Source organism: Pseudomonas sp. Ost2 (genome assembly GCF_018326065.1).
GTDB lineage: Bacteria > Pseudomonadota > Gammaproteobacteria > Pseudomonadales > Pseudomonadaceae > Aquipseudomonas > Aquipseudomonas gingeri.
Window position 1 is genome coordinate 4,561,191 of sequence record NZ_AP021904.1, and the last position, 18,266, is coordinate 4,579,456.

The window sequence follows — 18,266 nt, forward strand, 5'->3', positions numbered from 1 at the left end:
GGGCCTGGATATCGACCGGCTTATGCTCGAAATGGTGCTCCGTGAACCAGGCCACCAGGCGCCCGTCGCGCACCAGCACCACGGCGTCCTTGACCCGGTCATGACTCATCAGTGCGGTTTCGATCTCACCCGGCTCGATGCGCATGCCCCGGATCTTCACCTGGTCGTCATTGCGCCCCAGGTAGTCGAGCGTGCCGTCGGCCAGCCAGCGCGCCAGGTCGCCGGTGCGGTACATCCGTGCTCCCGCTTCGCGGCTGAACGGATCGTCGAGGAAGCGCTCGGCCGTCAGTTCGGGGCGATTGAGGTAGCCGCGCGCCACACCGGCACCGCCCACATACAACTCGCCCGCGACGCCGACCGGCACCGGGCGCTGTTGTTCATCCAGCAGGTAGACCCGGCCATTGGCCAGCGGCTTGCCGATGTGCAGGGCCTGCCCGGCCTCCACGGCCCCGGAGGTTGCGACCACCGTCGCTTCGGTCGGCCCGTAGTTGTTGACCACCGCAAACCCCGGGGCCTTGCCGAACTGGCGCAGGCGGTCGCCGCCGATCAGCAGCGTGCGCAGGGTCGGGTGTTGCCTCTGCCGGCTGAAGGCATATTCCGCCACCGGCGTCGGCAGGAAGCTGACCGCCAGCGGCTGGGCGCACCACCAGTCGAGCAGCGCATCGATGTCCTGGTTGCCGACCAGGGCCGGCGGCAGGTGCAGGGTCGCGCCCACGCACAACGCCGGCCAGACCTCCCAGGCCATGGCATCGAAACCCACGCCGGCGACGCTGGAGGTGTGGCGGCCCTGCTCCAGTTCAAAGGCATCGCAATGCCAGTGCACCAGGTTTTCCAGGGCCCGGTGTTCGACCATCACGCCCTTGGGCAAGCCAGTGGAACCCGAGGTGTAGATCACGTAGGCCAGGTTCGCCGGGCCGAGCGCGGACACATGCGGGTTGGCCGAGGATTCGTCCTGCCAGGTGCAGCGGTCCAGGTCGACCACGGGCACCTTGACCCTCGGCAGTTGCGCCAGTAACTCGCCTTGCGTCAACAGCGCCACCGGGGCACTGTCGTCAATCAGGTAACCCAGGCGCTCGGCAGGCAGCGCCGGGTCGAGCGGCACATAACCGGCGCCGGCCTTAAGGATCGCCAGCAGACCGACCAGCATCTGCGGACTGCGGCGCATGCAGATCGCGACCCGGTCGTCCGGTTGCACCCCCAGCTTGCGCAGGTGGTGGGCCAGGCGGTTGGCCCGCAGGTTGAGCAAACGGTAGTTCAGTTGTTCACCGCCCTGGACCACCGCGACCGCCTCGGGATTGCGGGCCACCTGGGCCTCGAACAGGCCCTGCACGGTCTGCCCGCGCGGGTAGTCGACCCGGTTGGCGTTGAAGCCCTCCAGCAGTTGCCGGCGCTCGCCATCCGGCAGGATCGACAGCTGTTCCAGGGCGCTACCCGGGGCCTGCTCCAGGGCTTGCACCAGCTGTTCCAGCAGGGTGTTCATGTAGCCGCAGATGCGTTGCGCGCCGATGGACTCGACGGCCAGCACCTTGAGGCTGAAGTCACGGCCGCGATCGTCGACACTGAGCACCAGCGGGTAGTTGCTGCGCTCTTCGCTGCGCAATACCTGGATGCCCGGACTGATTTGCAGTTGCCCGGCGACCGCTTCCTCCGGTGCACTGTGTCGGTAGTTGAGCAAGGCGCTGAACAGCGGCGAAGCGGCGTCGACGCCACTGCAGCGCTGTGCCAGGGCCAGCGAGGCATGCTCGTGGCTCAGCAGTTGGCTCAAGCGGGCATGGGTGGCCTTGAGCCCGTCACGCACCCCGACCTGACCGGCGTCGACCCGCAGCGGCAGGGTGTTGATGAACATCCCCAGCGCCCGGTCGGCGCCCTCCCCGCCCCGCAGGCGGCCCAGCAGCACGGTGCCAAAGACCACGTCGCGACGCCGGGCAAGCTGGCCCAGTACCTGGGCCCAGCCGAGGTGCATCAGGCTGGCGGCGCTGACCCCCTGCTGGCGCGCCTGCTCGCGCAGACGCCGGCTCAAGGCCGGGTCCAGCGCCAGCGACGCCTCGCCGATGCCACGCCCATCACCCTGGACGTCCTGCAGGCCGAATGGCAAGGTCGGCTCATCGATATCCGCCAGCATCTCGCGGAAAAAGGCTTCGTGTGCCTGCTCGTCCAAACCCAGACGGGCCTGCGCCACATAGTTGCGGTAAGGCACCGCCTCGGTTTGCGGGGCGGTTTCGCCCGCCAGGCTGGCGCGCATTTCTTCCAGCAGCACGTCCAGCGAGGTGTGGTCCAGCACCAGGTGATGACGCAGCAGCACCCCGACCCAACGGTCATGGGCCGGGTCCTGGGCATACACCAGGCGCATCAGCGGTGCCTGGCCCAAGTCCAGCCGGTAGTGACGCGGGTCGAAGCGCCGATGCAGTTGCTCGAGGATATCGCCGTCCCGAGGATCGACCTCGACCTGCTGGACACCCAGCGAAGCCTGGCGCCAGACCACCTGGACCGGCTCGTCGAGGTGCTCCCAGTGCACGCTGGTACGCAGCACGTCGTGCCGGTCGATCACCCCCTGCAAGGCGCTGGCAAAGGCCTGCACCTGTGCCTCGCCGGCAAAGCCGAGCTGCGCCTGCAGCACGTAGGGATCGCCCTCGGTCGTCAGGTGGTGGTAGAGAATGCCGCCCTGCAACGGCGCCAGCGGGTAGATATCCTGCACATTGGCCACGCCGCCGGGAACACTGGCGACGATACGGTCGATGGCCGCCTGGTCCAGGTTGACGAGCGGCAACAGGTCCGGGGTAATGCGCCGGCAATGCGCGCCAATCCGATTGGCCGGGACCGCCACCTCACGCTGTCCGCCAACCCCGGCGGCCAGCGCCGCCAGGGTCGGTTGACCGAACAGCACGCGCACATCGGCACTCAGCTCGACCTGGCGCATGCGTTCGATCAGCTTGACCGCCAGCAGCGAATGACCGCCCAGTTCGAAGAAGTTGTCGTGGCGACCGACCTGCTCGACCTTGAGCACCTCGGCCCAGATTCGCGCCAGGGTGATTTCCACCTCGCCGCGCGGCGCCTCGTAGACGCGCTGTACCCACGCGCTCGGGTCCGGGGCCGGCAGGGCCTTGCGGTCCGGCTTGCCGTTGGGGGTCAGCGGCAGGGCCTGGAGATGGACAAAGGCGGTGGGCAGCATATAGCCCGGCAGGTGTTCCAGCAGATGGGCGCGCAAGGACTCGATGGCCTGGCGCTCCTCGGCGGCGTAGTAGGCCACCAGGCGCGGATCGCCCGGCTCGTCCTCGCGGACCATGACCACGGCATCCTTGAGTGCGGGATGTGCGCTTAAACGCGACTGCACCTCGCCCAACTCGATACGCAGGCCGCGGATCTTCACCTGGTCGTCGTTGCGCCCGAGGAATTCGAGGTTGCCATCGGCGCGATAACGCACCAGGTCACCGGTGCGATAGAGGCGGTCGCCGGCCACGAACGGACTGTCGATAAAACGCTCGGCCACCAACTGCGGCAACCCCAGGTAGCCACGGGCAACGCCGACCCCGCCGATATGCAATTGCCCACTGACGCCCTGGGGCACCGGCAGGTCCTGGTCATCGAGCACGTACAGGCGCGTGTTGCTGATCGGCCGGCCAATCGGCAGTTGCGGCTCCGGCACCGGCGCACCGGGCTCCAGGGTCCAGGCGGTGCTGTCGACCGTCGCCTCCGTCGGTCCGTAGACGTTGTGCAGGCGCACCCGTGGCAGGCGTTTCTGCACCGACCGGGCCAGGGCCGCAGTCAGTTCGCCACCGCCACAGAACACGTCCGTCAGGCTGGTGCATTGGCTCACTTCCTCCAGTTCGAGGAACTGTTGCAGCATCGCCGGCACGAACTTGATCACGCTGATCTGTTGCTCACGCACCAGTTGCGCCAGGTAGGCCGGGTCGCGGTGCCCTTCGGGGCGGGCCAGGACCAGGCGCATGCCCACGGTCAGCGGCCAGAAGAACTCCCAGACCGAACCGTCGAAGCTGAACGGCGCCTTTTGCAGCAACGCGCCGTGGCGATCACCGGTAAACAGTGTCGAACTCCAGTGCACCAGGTTGCACAGACCACGGTGTTCGAGGGTCACGCCCTTGGGCGTGCCGGTGGAGCCCGAGGTGTAGATCACATAGGCCAGGTTCGACGCGCCCAGCCCCGGTACCGGTGTATCGGCGAGCGGGCGGTCGTGCCAATCGGCACGATCGAAGTCGAGCAGCGGGACCGCCACCGGGCCCAGCAGGTCACGGGTGGCGCCATGCACCAGCACCAGCACCGACGCGCTGTCCTGCAGCATGTAGCCCAGGCGCTCCAGCGGATAACCGGGGTCCAGCGGCACATAGGCGCCCCCGGCCTTGACGATGGCCCACAGGCCGATGACCAGCTCAAGCCCGCGCTCGACGCAGATCGCCACCCGCGAATCGGGCTGTACGCCCTGCTCGCGCAGGTAGTGCGCCAACTGGTTGGCCTGCTCGTTGAGCTGGCGATAGGTCAGGCTCCGTTCACCCGCCACCACTGCCACGGCCTCCGGCGTGCGTCGGACCTGGGCCTCGAAGAGTGCCTGGATGGGTTGTTCCAGATCGTAAGCGTCCTCGGTGGCATTGAGCTCCACCAGCAGGTGCTGGCGTTCCTCGACGGGCAGGATCGACAGGCCCTGGAGCGCCTGCACAGGATCGTGCTCCAGCGCATCGACCAGCGCCTCGAGCGCCGTCTGCAGATAACCGCCGACCCGCTGCGCACCGATCGCCGGCAAGGTCTTGACCGCCAGCGTGAAGTCCTCGCCCAGGTCATCGACACTGACCGTCAGCGGATAGTTGGTGCGGTCCTCGCCCCCCAGGATGCGGATACCCGGGGCCAGCTCGCTGACCTCGACCCGCTCGGCGGCGTCGCTGTGGCGATAGTTGAGCATCGCGCTGAACAGCGGCGTCGGCGCGCTCACGCCACTGCAACGCTGGGCCAGGGCCAGCGAGGCCTGTTCGTGCCCCAGCAGCGCGGTCAGGCGCTCATGGGTCTTGAGCAGGCCGGCCAGCACGCTTTCGCTACCGACATCGACCCGCAGCGGCAAGGTATTGATAAACATGCCCAGCGCCTGCTCGGCGCCGACACCGGCGTCCATGCGTCCCAGCAGCACCGTGCCGAAGACCACCGCCGAGCGCCCGCAGACCTTGCCCAGCACCTGGGCCATCGCCAGGTGCAGCACGCTGGCCACGCTGACCCCCGCCTGCCGCGCCTGCTGGCGCAGGCGTCGGCTCAGGTCAGGGGGCAAGCCGATACGGCTCTCTTCGATGCCACGACCGTCGCCTTGCACATCCTGCAGACCGAACGGCAAGGTCGGCTCGTCGATATCACCGAGCATCTCGCGAAAGAAGGCCTCGTGGGCGGACTCGTCCAGGCGCAGGCGCGCCCGCGCCAGGTAATCACGAAACGGCACTGCGGCCCCGACCTCGGTGGCCTGCCCGAGCAGGTGCGCGCGGATCTCCCGACGTACCACCTCCAGGCCGGTGTAATCGAGGGCCATGTGATGGAACAACAGCACCGCGACCACCTGCTGTCGGGCCTCGTCATGGGCAAATACCAGGCGCAGCAAGGGCGCCTGACGCAGATCCAGTCGGTAGTCACCGGCATCAAGGTGGGCGCGCAGCTGCTCCAGGGCTTCACCGCCGACGGCGTCCACGGCGACTTCCTCGCACACCAGCGGGGCCTGGCGCCAGACCACTTGCAGCGGTTCGTCGAGGCGTTCCCAGACGATGGAGGTGCGCAGGATATCGTGGCGCTCGATCACCCATTGCAGGGCCTGGACAAACGCCCCAAGGCGCTCGCGATCGTCGAAGACGAACGACTTGTGCAGCAGGTACGGATCGCCCTGCCCGGCCGCCAGGTGGTGGTAGAGCATGCCGGCCTGCAACGGTGCCAGGGGGTAGATGTCCTGGACATTGGCCGCGCCACCGGGGATCCCGGCGACGATACGATCGATGGCTTCCTGCTCCAGCGTCACCAGCGGCAGCATGTCCGGGGTAATGCGCAGGGCCGGGCTCAGCCAGTCGCCGCCATGGCGCGCCACCAGGTCGAGCAACTGCGCCTTGTGCGCACTCAGCTGTTGCCACAGCGTATCGTCCAGCGCGTCATCGTTGCCAAGGACAACCAGGTCGTCCTCCTCGCGTTGAAGACGGATCGCATGGGTGGAAATAACTGCCATCAATTCGCTGAACTGCATGAGAGACCTGCTTTTAAATTCGGAAACGGTTGACGAGAAAGTCCATTTTCAAAGGCAACGCTGTGCCCGTGCTTCGCGCCCTTGCGCCGACCAGGCGGCGCTGCGTGTCATCAGGACGCATGAGGCGTCCTGCTCAAAAAAAGGAAATAAAGGCACTAAGCCATCAGTGTTTTTTCACTGGTTTGAAAACTAAAGCATCCATTCGGATGTGTCTGACATGGGAAGCGGGGACATGGCCAACGCCGCCGTTTTCAGGGGGTGCGAGGCTGCCCCGACAGTCAGAGCCGCCGCCGGCGATTGAGCGTCGGAATGGTGGTGGCCGGGATCTCGAGCGCTTGCACGCGCCCGACGGTGCGGGTAGCCAGGGCAGCAAGGCGGGGTTCGCTGAAGATGGCCGAGGCGTCGGCCTCCAGGCCCGCCTCACGCATGCGCGCCACAAGCTTCATGGCCAGCAGCGAATGCCCGCCCAACTCGAAGAAATGGTCGTTGCGGCCCACCCGCTCGATCTTCAGCACCTCGGCCCAGATCTGCGCCAGGGCGATTTCCACGGCGCCCTGCGGGGCCTCGTAACGCCGGCTGATCACCGCCTCGATGCCGGGGGCCGGAAGTGCCTGGCGGTCCAGCTTGCCGTTGGGAGTCAGTGGCCATGCGTCGAGGCGCACATAGGCCGATGGCACCATGTAGTCCGGGAGCAGTGTCGACAGATGGTTGCGCAGCGCCTCGATGGCCGGCACCTGTGCAGGGTCTCGCGGCGTGAAATAGGCCACCAGCCGCTCGTCGCGCATCAGCACCACCGCCTCCCTGACCCTGTCATGGGCCGAAAGGCGCGCCTCGATCTCGCCAAGCTCCAGGCGAAAGCCGCGCAGCTTGACCTGGAAGTCGTCGCGCCCGAGGAATTCGAGGTTGCCATCGGCGCGATAACGCACCAGGTCACCGGTGCGATAGAGGCGGTCGCCGGCCACGAACGGACTGTCGATAAAACGCTCGGCCACCAACTGCGGCAACCCCAGGTAGCCACGGGCAACGCCGACCCCGCCAATGTGCAATTGCCCGCTGAAACCGATCGGGACCGGCCGGTCCTGGGCATCGAGCACATACAGGCGCGTGTTGCAGATCGGCCGGCCGATGGGCAACTGGATATCCGGTATCGCAGCACCCGGCTCCAGGGTCCAGACCGTGCTGTCGACCGTCGCCTCCGTCGGCCCGTAGACGTTGTGCAGGCGCACCCCTGGCAGGCGCTCCCGGACCCTGTGGGCCAGGGCCGCCGTCAGTTCGCCGCCGCCACAGAACACGTCCGTCAGGCTGGTGCATTGGCTGACTTCCTCCAGTTCGAGGAACTGCTGCAGCATCGCCGGCACGAACTTGATCACGGTGACCTGCTGCTCACGCACCGTTTGCGCCAGGTAGGCCGATTCCCATTGCCCGTCGGGACGGGCCAGCACCAGGCGCATGCCCACGGTCAGCGGCCAGAAGAACTCCCAGACCGAGCCGTCGAAACTGAACGGGGACTTCTGCAACAACGCCCCGCTGCGATCGCCGGTAAACAGTTTCGAACTCCAGTGCACCAGGTTGCACAGGCCGCGATGCTCGAGCGCCACGCCCTTGGGTGTGCCGGTGGAGCCCGAGGTATAGATCACATAGGCCAGGTTCGACGCGGTCAGTCCCGGCACCTGCACCTCGCTCACCGGTTGGTCATGCCAGGTGTCATGGTCGAAGTCGAGCACAGGTATGGTCACCGCGCCCGGCAGGTGACGCGTAGCGGCATGCACCAGCAGCAGTACCGACGAACTGTCGCGCAGCATGTGCTCCAGGCGCTCCGGCGGATAACCCGGATCCAGCGGCACATAGGCGCCCCCGGCCTTGACGATGGCCCACAGGCCGATCACCAGTTCCAGGCCGCGCTCGACGCAGATCGCCACCCGCGCATCGGGTTGCACGCCCTGCTCGCGCAGGCAGTGCGCCAACTGGTTGGCCCGCTCGTTGAGCTGGCGATAGGTCAGGCTTCGCTCGCCCGCCACCACAGCCACGGCCTCCGGTGTGCGTCGGACCTGGGCCTCGAACACCTGCTGGATGGTCTGTTCGAGATCATGGGCCGCCTCAGTGGCATTCCACGCTGCCAACCGCTCGGTTTCGGCCGGCGTGACCAGCACAAACTCGCGCAGCGCCAGGACGGTGTTTTCCAGTCCCTGCTCGAGCACGAAAGTCAGCCGCTCGGCCAGTGCCTGGACCTCGGCGGGCTCGAAGTAGGCCTCGTTGTAGACGAGGTGGATCCAGGCCTTGTCGTTATAACGGTTGCTGCGCAGATGAAGGGTCAACGGTGTCGACTCGTGACGATTGGACACCTTCACGGTGTGTGCCTGCGCCTCGCCGTACCGGTAATCATGGTCATCCTGCTCATAGGACACCGATATTTCGAACAGTTGGCTGCGATCCTCGCGCAGCAGGCCCAGCGCACGGTTCATCTCGCTCAGGGGGTAGCGCTGGTGCCGCAGGTCCTGCCTGAGGACATCACGTACACCGCATACCAGTTCGCCGAACGACAGCCCATCGGCAAAATCGAAACGCAGCGCGCTGACCTGGGTAAACAGTCCCAGGGTCGACTTGAAGCGGGCATTGCCACGGTTAAGGATCGGTACGCCGAGCACCCAGTCATTGCGCTGCGAAGTACCGGCGAAGCAGAGATGCACCGCCGCCAGCAACACATGGAAGGCCGAGGCCTGGCAGGTACTCGCCAGGGCCTTCATCCGCTCGTGCAGTGATGTGGGAAAGGCCTGGACCACGCTGTCGCTGGCCCACCGACCGCGATAACGCGGCAGCAGCATCGGGTCCGGTAGCGTCCGGTACTTGGCCAGCCAGTAGTCACGGTCGCGGGTGTAGCGCGACGAATCGCGGTATTGCTGGTCATCGGCGATAAAGTCGATATAGGACGGTGCCACCAGGTCCGGCTCCTCGCCGCGCGCCAGCGCGCTGTAGATGCCTCCCAGCGAGGCCAGCATCTGCCCGAAGCCCCAGCCGTCGAGGATCAGGTGGTGGGCCTGGGTGCCCAGCAAATTGTGGGTATCGTCCAGCCGAACCAGGAAGAAGCGGAACAACGGCCCGCCCTCCAGTTCGTAAGGCTGCTGTATCTGCTGCTGCATCAGCCGCCGGGCGGCCGCCAGCGGATCGGCCTGGGTGGCAACGCTGTACAACGGCACCGACACGGCCAGCGTCGGCGCGAAGCTCTGTACGGGCAGGCCATCGGCACCGGCCCGCAGCACGGTGCGCAGGGCATCGTGTTTGGCCACCAGGCACTCGACCGCACGCTGGACAAGTTGCGGGACAATGGTCCCATTAAGTTCTACATATCCTCCGATATTGTACAACGGAGAATCACCCCGACTCATCTGGTCAAGCCAGATGTCCCGCTGGCTGGCCGTCAGGGGAAAGCCCTCTCGAGTCACAGCCGTATCTTCCATGTCGGTAGCGCGGGAAAGTTCCATAAGGTCCGTCTCAAACAATTATCCGCGAATTTAAACATCCGGCTTGCGGGGCTGTATGGCACCAAAACCCCGGACAAAAAAAAACTCCTGTATGGAGGGGCTTGTCCCAGGGGATATTCATGCAAGCGACTCCCTCATCAGGACCCGCGATATTGAGCACTCCCCCGGAATCTTTGTAGCCACCGTCAAAACGCCACTTAAGCAAAGTCTTAAAAATATGTAGGAAATACGCTAAAAACCACCTTTGCCACCGACTGAATCATCCGTCATACAACCCATAAAATTTATTAATATCATGCATTTGTAGCTATATCATTAAGACAATCCAACACAGAACAAGCGTTTGATATAGTCAGAAAATCCCCATACCCCCTACACCCTTCATAGATTTTTATGTCCCCTTTTTCCACTACAGACGTAGGATAAATGCATAGGCTTAAATCCCCGGAGAAATCCTGTTCAAGGAGAACTGGTTGCTTCCGATTTCATGCCGCAAATCGTTTGACGACAGGTCTATATCAAGGAAGACAAGGAAATGAATCTGACCAGCAGTATTCGAGACGTAGAAAGCCCCGGCTTCTATTTCGAATTGGGCGAACTGATTTCAAGCACGGGCAATGAACACTTTGCCAGCAACATGCTCAACCTGATCGATAAGCTGGTACCGGTCGAGCGGATCGACCTCAGCGAATGGACACTCGACGAGCGCCAGGCCAGCGTGGTCGATATCGAGCCACTGGGCTGCGCCGGCCTGAAAGACGACTCTGCGCCGCCCGAACTCCCGCAGCACCCGGATACACATCCACTGCTCAGCCAGATGATCGAGATGGATGACTCACTCCTGATCCAGATGAACGCGCAGGTCAACCGCCGTGATAACCGGGACGCCGCCCACCAGTGCAACCTGGTGTCGCGCAAATCCAATCGTCGCTGTGTCATTTCGCTTTACCGTTCGCACACGCAAAAAGGCTTTGCCCTCAGCGAGCTGTCATTTCTCAAGAACCTCTCCGACACCCTGCTGCCGCTGATCGAACGCCATGCGCAGATCAGCCGCCAGGCAGTCCTGAAGAACGTCACCAGCCCTGTGCCGGGGCCTCAGGCGGAACAGGAGCCCGTCTCGTTGCAGCAAGCCTTCAGCAAGCGCCTGGCTCTGGGCGACATCATTCTGTCGAGCCGGGAACGGGAAGTCTGCCTGGGGCTGCTGGTGGGTGGCACGGTGCCACAGATGGCCGAGAAACTCAGCGTGAAGAACAGTTCCGTCGAAACCTATCTCAAGCGCGCGGCCGCCAAACTCGGGGTCAGCGGACGCCATGGGCTGGCCCGCTGGATGGCCGGCGCCTAGACCTTCCTTTCTTGCTGACAAGCGGGTGCCGGTTACACGGCCACCCGCCCTTCCCTTCCATGAGGCTGGTCGATGAGCAAATCCCCTCTTTCCCTGGTCGCCGCGGCACTGCTGCTCGGCGGTTGTTCGCTGATGCCGGATTACCAGCAACCGGCTTCGCCCAGTGCGCCGCAGTATCCCCAGGGCCCGGCCTATGCGACGACCGCCCAAGACAGCGTTGCGCCAGGCGCGGACTGGCGCAGCCTGTTTCGTGACCCGACGCTGCGGCAATTGATCGGAAACGCCCTGATGAACAACCGCGATCTGCGGGTGGCCGCCCTGAATGTCGACGCCTTCCAGGCCCAGTACCGGATCCAACGCGCCGACCTGCTGCCGGCGGTTTCGGCCAATGGCAGCAGCTCACGCCAGCGGGTGCCGGGCAGTCTGGCCGGCGGCAAGCCGGTCATCACCTCGAGCAGCTCGGTGAACCTGGGCGTCAGCGCCTATGAGCTGGATTTGTTCGGCCGCGTGCGCAGCCTGACCGAGCAGGCCATGGCCACCTACCTCTCCTCGGAACAGGCACGACGCAGCACCCAGTTGAGCCTGGTGGCCAATGTCGCCAATGCCTACCTGACCTGGCTGGCTGACCGTGAATTGCTGGCATTGACCCGCAAGACCCTCGACGCCTATGAACAGAGCCTGCACCTGACCACCCGCAGCCGCGATGCCGGCAAGCTCTCGGCGCTGGATGTCAGCCAGGCCCGGACCAGCGTCGAAAGTGCCCGCGCCAACCTGTCGCGCTACGAGCGCCAGGTCGCCCAGGACCTGAACAACCTGACACTGCTGGTCGGCGCACCACTGCCCGACTCGCTGCCCGAACGACCGCTGGCCGATAGCCTGGTGGCGCAAGTGCCGGCGGGCCTGCCTTCGGATCTACTGCAACGGCGCCCGGACATCCTCCAGGCCGAATACCAGCTCAAGGCCGCCAACGCCAATATCGGCGCGGCGCGGGCGGCGTTCTTTCCGAGCGTGAGCCTGACCGCGAATGCCGGCACCACCAGCAAGGAACTGTCGGGACTGTTCAAGGCCGGCTCGGGATCCTGGACCTTCCAGCCGCAGGTCAACCTGCCGATTTTCAACACCGGCAGCCTGCGGGCGAGCCTGGACTACTCGAAGCTGCAGAAGGATATCCGTATCGCGCAATACGAAAAATCGATCCAGACTGCCTTCCAGGAAGTTGCTGACGGCCTGGCGGCACGCCAGACCTACGACGAGCAACTCCAGGCGCAACGTGACCTGGTGAAGGCCACACAGGACTATTACGATATGGCCGAGCATCGCTATCGGACCGGGGTCGACAGCAGCCTGGTGTTCCTCGATGCGCAACGCTCGCTGTTCAGTTCACAGCAAGGCCTGATCAACGATCAGCTGGCGCAACTGGTGGCGGAGGTGAACCTGTACACGGCGCTGGGTGGCGGATGGAGCGAGTGGTCGAGGCTGACGCTGTCGAGTCGACAGCCTTGAGATGACACAGAGGCTGTCACGCAATCATTGCGACTCTGTCACCACATCGTCATACCCGTTAATCAGAATGATGTCAGCCAAAGGGATTTGGCCCATCTGTCGAGAGCCCGCCATTGAGCGGGCTTTTCGTTTGTCGCGCTTGAATGAAAGAACGCGAAGATCAGGCCTACCTGCTCAGCAGCTCAAAACTCGTCTTCAGCAGCGGTACGGCGACGCAGATGAAGATCAGGCCAAACTGCCACCGCAGGATCTTGTTCTGCGACTCCAATGCCGAAATGGACGAACGCAGATCGGCCCCCTGCTCCTTGATCAAGGCGCGCAGTTCGACACCTTGTGCCCGCATTTCGCTGCCCAGTTCCCTGACAACTGATCCCTGCTCCGAGAAGCGTGCATCCAGCCGTGCTTCCAGGCGTGCTTCGGTTTGCAGCAAATCCGACTTTGTCGCGAGATTTTTCATATCGGCCTCCCAGGCATCTACAACCGCCTTGGCCTTGTTCGCCGGAATACTGGCAGTCGTCAGTGCGTCATATAAGGTTAGCGACATTTCCATGATAGCTACTGCAATTGACAAGCGACCTGGAGACATCGGCTCGAAGGAGTGTGGTCATCGTCAAGCCGGCCTTCCCGGCCAGGTGCTGCGCACGACAGCAATACCATTCGGATACTCGGCCAAAACCTGTTGGAAGAGATAGGCAGACGCTTCCCAGGATCTTGTAGGCCAAAGCGCCGTGTAGATGCGCATTCAGGAACATGTCAGGAGCGATGTTGTACCGTGCACCGAGCATGCGGCGCTAAGCCAGGCGTCTGCACTCTGCCCGCTCGAGAGATCGACACGAGATGCCCAAGGCCGCCCTCCTCAGTCTGTACATCCTCCTCTTTGCCTTTGAGCAGGCAGCTCATGCCGAGGAGCGTTTTTACGCCAACCCCGGCTCAACCGCCGCGCAATGGCTCAAGGCGAACCCTGGTGCGCCACTGGCGGCGAGGATCCGTACGGCCATTGCCAACATCCCCAGCGCCCTGTGGTTGACCGGCACCAGCCAGGCCACGCAGAAGCTGAGCGACACCGTCAGCCGTTATGTGACGGCTGCGGACAAGGTGCATGAGACACCGATCCTAGTGGCCTACAACCTGCCCGACCGTGACTGCAGCGGCGGCGCATCGGCGGGTGGTGCGGTGGATGCCCCGGCTTATCGGGACTGGATCGACCGCTTTATCGATGGCATCGGCGACAAGCCGGCCATCGTCATCCTGGAACCCGATGCCCTGGCGGACAGCCAATGCCTGCCCCGGCAAAAACGCGATGAACGTCTGGCACTGCTCAACCATGCGATCTCCAGATTCCAGCAGCATGCACCTTCGGCCAGAGTCTACCTGGACGCCGGCAACCCGGGCTGGAAGCCTGCCGCCACCCTGGCTCGTGACCTGGATGCGGCCGGGGTGAAAATGGCGCACGGGTTTGCGCTGAACGTCTCGAATTTTTATACCCTTACCCAGTCGCGTCAGTACGCCGACGCGATCAATGCCAGGCTGTCCGCCGATCACGGCTACACAAAATCGGTGCTGGTCGATACCAGCCGCAATGGTAACGGCGCCATTCCCGGCGACTGGTGCAACCCGCCCGGACGCACGTTAGGCCTTCCACCCCAGGCCATCACCGAAACGCTGCTAGCCGTTTGGGTAAAGCTGCCCGGCAACTCGGATGGCAGCTCTTCACCCGGCCGCGACTGCCATGGAGGCCCACCGGCCGGGACCTTCAGTCCCGAGCTTGCCGCCCGGCTGATCGATGCTAATTGAGAGTACCTCCTCCCTGAAAGCAAGCGTAGCTTTGCACACCCCAAAATAAACCAAGTGATTTACTTGACACAAAAATAATACAAGTGAATCATTCGCTCAACGTCTCACCCCCAAATCTCTGTACCCACCGGGTCTCCGAGGAAAATAACAATGAGCGATTTCAAGCTGACCTACTCCACGATGTTCAACCCGCCCGCTGAGTTGCACGAACAGTTCGAACGAGCAATGGCCACGCTCAAGCATGACCTGGGTCGTGACTATGGTTTGTTTATCGATGGCAGGAATGTCGTCAGCCCGCACAAGATCGAGAAGCGCAGCCCGATCGACCAATACTGGTTGCTGGGACGTTTCCACATGGCCCGCGAAGAGGACGTCGAAGCCGCCATGCAGGCGGCGCACGAGGCCTTCCCGGCCTGGCGCTCCATGCCCTGGCAAGGGCGCATCGAACTGCTGCGCAAGGTCGCGCGCCTGATCGAAGAGCGGGTCTACCGGATCGCTGCGGCCGTCAGCCTGGAAACCGGCAAGAACCGCATGGAAGCCCTGGGTGAAGTCCAGGAAACCGCCGTGTTCTTCGATCATTACTGCGACCTGATGGAGCAGCACCAGGGCTTCGACCAGACGCTACCCAACGATCCGCTGGAAGACTTCATCAGCACCAATCGCAGCGTGCTCAAACCCTACGGTGCCTGGGTGGTGATCGCCCCCTACAACTTCCCCTTCGCTCTCGCCGGCGGCCCGACCGCCGCAGCGCTGGTAACGGGCAACACCGTAGTACTCAAGGGGGCCAGTGAAACCCCGTGGTCCGGTCGCTTGCTGGCCGAATGCGTCCGCGATGCGGGTATTCCCGACGGTGTTTTCAACTACCTCAATGGCAGCGGCAGCGTGATCGGACAAGCCCTTGTCGACCACCCGCAAGCCGCCGGCATCACCTTCACCGGCTCTTATGAGGTGGGTATGCGGATTGCCCGCGCGCAACTCGACAAGGCCTATCCTCGCCCCTGTATCGCCGAGATGGGTGGCAAGAATGCGGTTATTGTCAGTCGCCATGCCGACCTTGAGCGCGCCGCCCTGGGAATTATCCGTTCGGCCTTCGGCATGCAGGGACAAAAGTGTTCGGCGCTGTCACGCCTCTATGTCGAGGAACCGGTTGCAGAGTCGCTGATCGCCCTGCTCACACAGAAGATCCAGGCAATCAGCATCGGTGATCCGGCCGTGGCCGGCAACTGGATGGGACCGGTGGCAACTCGAAAGGCCTACGACGACTTCGCCGCCTACAGCGAACAGTTGCAGCAACATGGTGCCCGTCTGATCAGCGGAGGCGAGCAACTGAGAAGCGAGTCCTATGTCGCGGGTTTCTATTGCACGCCGACCCTGGTCGAAGCACCGCTTGAGCATCCGCTGTGGACGGTCGAGATGTTCCTGCCGATCGTCATGCTCGCCCGGGTGAAAAACCTCGACCAGGCCATGCAATTGACCAACGCCAGCCAGTACGGGTTGACCGCCGGTTTCTATGGCAACGACCAGGAAACCAACTGGTTCTTCGAGCACGTCGACGCTGGCGTCACCTATGCCAACCGCCCCCAGGGCGCTACGACCGGGGCCTGGCCAGGTTATCAGCCGTTTGGTGGCTGGAAGGGCTCGGGCAATACCGGCAAGGCCATCGCCTCCTTCTACTACTTGCCCCAATACCTGCGCGAACAGTCGCAGACCCGCGTCGAGTAATCCACTGCCACCTTTTTACAAAGGAAAACGTCCGTGCAAAACACCTCCGACAAGCATTTGCTCACCGCCCTGCCCGGCCCGAAATCCCTCGCCATGATCGAGCGCGACCAAGCCGTGGTCTCGCCTTCCTATCCACGGGACTACCCGTTTGTGATGAGTCACGGCCGTGGCGCCGAAGTCTGGGACGTGGACGGCAATCGCTTTATCGATTTCGCCAGCGGCATCGCGGTCTGCTCGACCGGTCACAGTCACCCCAAGGTGGTGGAAGCTGTGAAGAACGCCGCCGACAGGTTCCTGCACATCTCATCCGACTACTGGCATGAAGAGCAAGTGCGCCTGGCGGAAACTCTCAATCGCCTGTCGCCATTCGGCGAGCCAGCCATGACGTTTTTCTGCAACTCCGGCACCGAAGCCGTCGAAGGTGCGATCAAGCTGGCCCGCTACGTGACCGGGCGCTCGCGCTTTATCGGTTTCCTCGGTGGATTCCACGGCCGGACCATGGGCTCGCTGGCCTTCACCGCCAGCAAATACACGCAACAGGCCGGTTTCTTTCCCAGCATGCCCGGAGTGACCCATATCCCCTATCCGAACAACTACCGGCCGTTGCTAGCCGGCGAAGACCAGGGCAAGGCCGTGCTCGACTACCTGGAAAACGTGTTGTTCCAGAACAATGTCCCGGCCCATGAAGTCGCGGCGATCCTGCTCGAACCGATCCAGGGTGAAGGTGGCTACCTGGTACCGCCGGACGGTTTCCTCGAGGGCCTGCGCGCGCTCTGCGATCGTCACGGCATCCTGCTGATCGCCGATGAGGTGCAGTCCGGCGTCGGACGCACTGGCAAGATGTTCGCCTGCCAACACTGGGGCCTGCAGCCGGACATCATCACCCTGGCCAAGGGCCTGGGTTCCGGCCTTCCGATCGGTCTGGTCACGGCCAGGAAAACCCTCATGCAGCAATGGAAACGCGGTGCCCACGGCAACACCTACGGCGGCAACCCACTGTGCTGCGCCGCCGCGTCCGCAACCCTGGATCTGGTCGAAAACGGCTTCATGGAAAACGCCGCACAAATGGGCGAATACCTGATGGACCGTCTCGGCCAATTGCAGGCGCGTTATCCGGACGTGATCGGCCAGTTGCGTGGCAAGGGCCTGATGATCGGCGTCGAGCTGATCACCAACCGCGCCACCCGCACGCCGGCCAAGGCATTCGCCGATCGCCTGCTGCACAACGCCTACCGCAAGGGCCTGCTGTTGCTGACCTGTGGCGTCAGCACCGTACGCCTGATGCCACCGCTGATGATCGACCAGCACCTGTGCGACGAGGCCATCGAGTTGCTCGATGCCGCACTGGCCGAAACCCTGAACGACTGAATATTGGTCACCCCCGAGGAAAGCAGACATGAAGAAGTTGCACGGTGTACTGGCGGTTGTACTGGGCCTGGCGGCACTGACCGCCCAGGCCAGGGACTGGAAGGATATTCGCCTGGCGACCGAAGGCGCCTACAGCCCCTTCAACGAGATCGGCCCGGACGGCAAGCCAAGGGGCTTTGACGTCGACATCGGCAACGCCATCTGTGCGCAGATGAAGGCCCGTTGTACCTGGATCGTGCAGGACTGGGACGGCATGATCCCAGCCTTGCTGGCCAACAAGTTCGATGCGATTGCCGCCTCCATGACCATCACCCCGGAACGCCAGCAGAAGATCGCGTTCACCGAGAAGTACTACAGCTCCTGGGTGCAACTGATCGCCAGGACCGGCGCGCCCTACGACGCCGCCCACCCGGCGACACTCAAGGGAGTGCGCATCGGCGTGCAACGGGAAACCACCCATGAAAAATTTGCCAGGGAAGTCCTCGCGGCCAGTGGCGCCGAGATCGTCAGCTATCCCTCCCTGGAAGAGGCCTACATGGACCTGAAGAACAGTCGCCTGGACGCCACCCTGCAGGACACCATCCCGGGGCTCGAAGGTTTTATCCGGAAACCGGACGGCAAGGGCTTCACGCTGGTGGGCGAGCAACTCAACGATCCACGCTATTTCGGCGCGGGCCAGGGCATCGGCCTGCGCAAGGAAGACGATGACCTGCGCCAGGCGATGAACCGGGCACTCAAGGAAATCATCGACAACGGTCAGTACGAAACCCTGCGCAAGAAGTACTTCGACGTCCCCATCCTCTGACCTGCCCGGCGCTGCCGATCTGGCAGCGCCTTTCAGGTG

9 protein-coding genes (1 of these 9 only partly in view) are annotated in these 18,266 nt (G+C 63.7%); 6 read left to right on the top strand and 3 right to left on the bottom strand.

The window, feature by feature from the left end; translation table 11 throughout:
• Both KI243_RS19940 and KI243_RS19945 read right to left on the bottom strand, forming a co-directional pair.
• Window positions 1–6,214 carry the beginning of a non-ribosomal peptide synthase/polyketide synthase gene (locus KI243_RS19940; RefSeq protein WP_212809803.1) on the bottom strand. It extends 19,751 nt beyond the left edge of the window, so the window shows 6,214 of its 25,965 coding nt (coding positions 1–6,214); the start codon lies at window positions 6,212–6,214; the stop codon falls past the left edge of the window.
• Window positions 6,215–6,492: 278 nt separating this feature from the next.
• Window positions 6,493–9,693 (bottom strand): non-ribosomal peptide synthetase, encoded by a 3,201-nt coding sequence (locus KI243_RS19945; protein ID WP_212809804.1) that lies wholly within the window; start codon window positions 9,691–9,693, stop codon window positions 6,493–6,495.
• 535 nt (window positions 9,694–10,228) lie between these two features.
• Between KI243_RS19945 and KI243_RS19950 the strand changes: the two genes are divergently transcribed.
• Both KI243_RS19950 and adeC read left to right on the top strand, forming a co-directional pair.
• A complete protein-coding gene (locus KI243_RS19950; protein ID WP_017128199.1) occupies window positions 10,229–11,035 on the top strand; it encodes a helix-turn-helix transcriptional regulator in 807 nt (268 codons plus the stop codon).
• Window positions 11,036–11,107: 72 nt separating this feature from the next.
• Window positions 11,108–12,538 (top strand): AdeC/AdeK/OprM family multidrug efflux complex outer membrane factor, encoded by a 1,431-nt coding sequence (gene adeC, locus KI243_RS19955; RefSeq protein ID WP_212809805.1) that lies wholly within the window; start codon window positions 11,108–11,110, stop codon window positions 12,536–12,538.
• 166 nt (window positions 12,539–12,704) lie between these two features.
• Here adeC and KI243_RS19960 read toward each other — a convergent pair whose 3' ends face one another.
• Entirely contained in the window at window positions 12,705–13,088 is a 384-nt protein-coding gene (locus KI243_RS19960) for a DUF1640 domain-containing protein (RefSeq protein WP_177129070.1), read from the bottom strand.
• Window positions 13,089–13,375: 287 nt separating this feature from the next.
• On the opposite strand from KI243_RS19960, the gene KI243_RS19965 reads away from it, so the two are divergent.
• From KI243_RS19965 to KI243_RS19980, 4 genes are all read left to right on the top strand, one after another.
• Entirely contained in the window at window positions 13,376–14,332 is a 957-nt protein-coding gene (locus tag KI243_RS19965) for a glycoside hydrolase family 6 protein (RefSeq protein ID WP_177108893.1), read from the top strand.
• Between the two features lie 150 nt (window positions 14,333–14,482).
• Window positions 14,483–16,054 carry an aldehyde dehydrogenase family protein gene (locus tag KI243_RS19970; RefSeq protein WP_212809806.1) on the top strand — a complete coding sequence of 524 codons (1,572 nt, stop codon included), beginning with the start codon at window positions 14,483–14,485 and terminating at the stop codon, window positions 16,052–16,054.
• A gap of 33 nt (window positions 16,055–16,087) precedes the next feature.
• Window positions 16,088–17,422: an acetyl ornithine aminotransferase family protein gene (locus KI243_RS19975; RefSeq protein ID WP_212809807.1), complete on the top strand. Its 1,335-nt coding sequence runs from the start codon at window positions 16,088–16,090 to the stop codon at window positions 17,420–17,422.
• 28 nt (window positions 17,423–17,450) lie between these two features.
• Window positions 17,451–18,227, top strand: coding sequence for an ABC transporter substrate-binding protein (locus KI243_RS19980; RefSeq protein ID WP_212809808.1), 777 nt, complete (start codon window positions 17,451–17,453; stop codon window positions 18,225–18,227).
• Window positions 18,228–18,266: the final 39 nt, after the last annotated feature.

What these genes read in the sequence shown, in the direction of transcription:
- KI243_RS19945 (WP_212809804.1), bottom strand. Translation starts at nt 9,693, where the DNA reads ATGGAACTTTCCCGCGCTACCGACATGGAAGATACGGCTGTGACTCGA.
- KI243_RS19950 (WP_017128199.1), top strand. Translation starts at nt 10,229, where the DNA reads ATGAATCTGACCAGCAGTATTCGAGACGTAGAAAGCCCCGGCTTCTAT.
- adeC (WP_212809805.1), top strand. Translation starts at nt 11,108, where the DNA reads ATGAGCAAATCCCCTCTTTCCCTGGTCGCCGCGGCACTGCTGCTCGGC.
- KI243_RS19960 (WP_177129070.1), bottom strand. Translation starts at nt 13,088, where the DNA reads ATGGAAATGTCGCTAACCTTATATGACGCACTGACGACTGCCAGTATT.
- KI243_RS19965 (WP_177108893.1), top strand. Translation starts at nt 13,376, where the DNA reads ATGCCCAAGGCCGCCCTCCTCAGTCTGTACATCCTCCTCTTTGCCTTT.
- KI243_RS19970 (WP_212809806.1), top strand. Translation starts at nt 14,483, where the DNA reads ATGAGCGATTTCAAGCTGACCTACTCCACGATGTTCAACCCGCCCGCT.
- KI243_RS19980 (WP_212809808.1), top strand. Translation starts at nt 17,451, where the DNA reads ATGAAGAAGTTGCACGGTGTACTGGCGGTTGTACTGGGCCTGGCGGCA.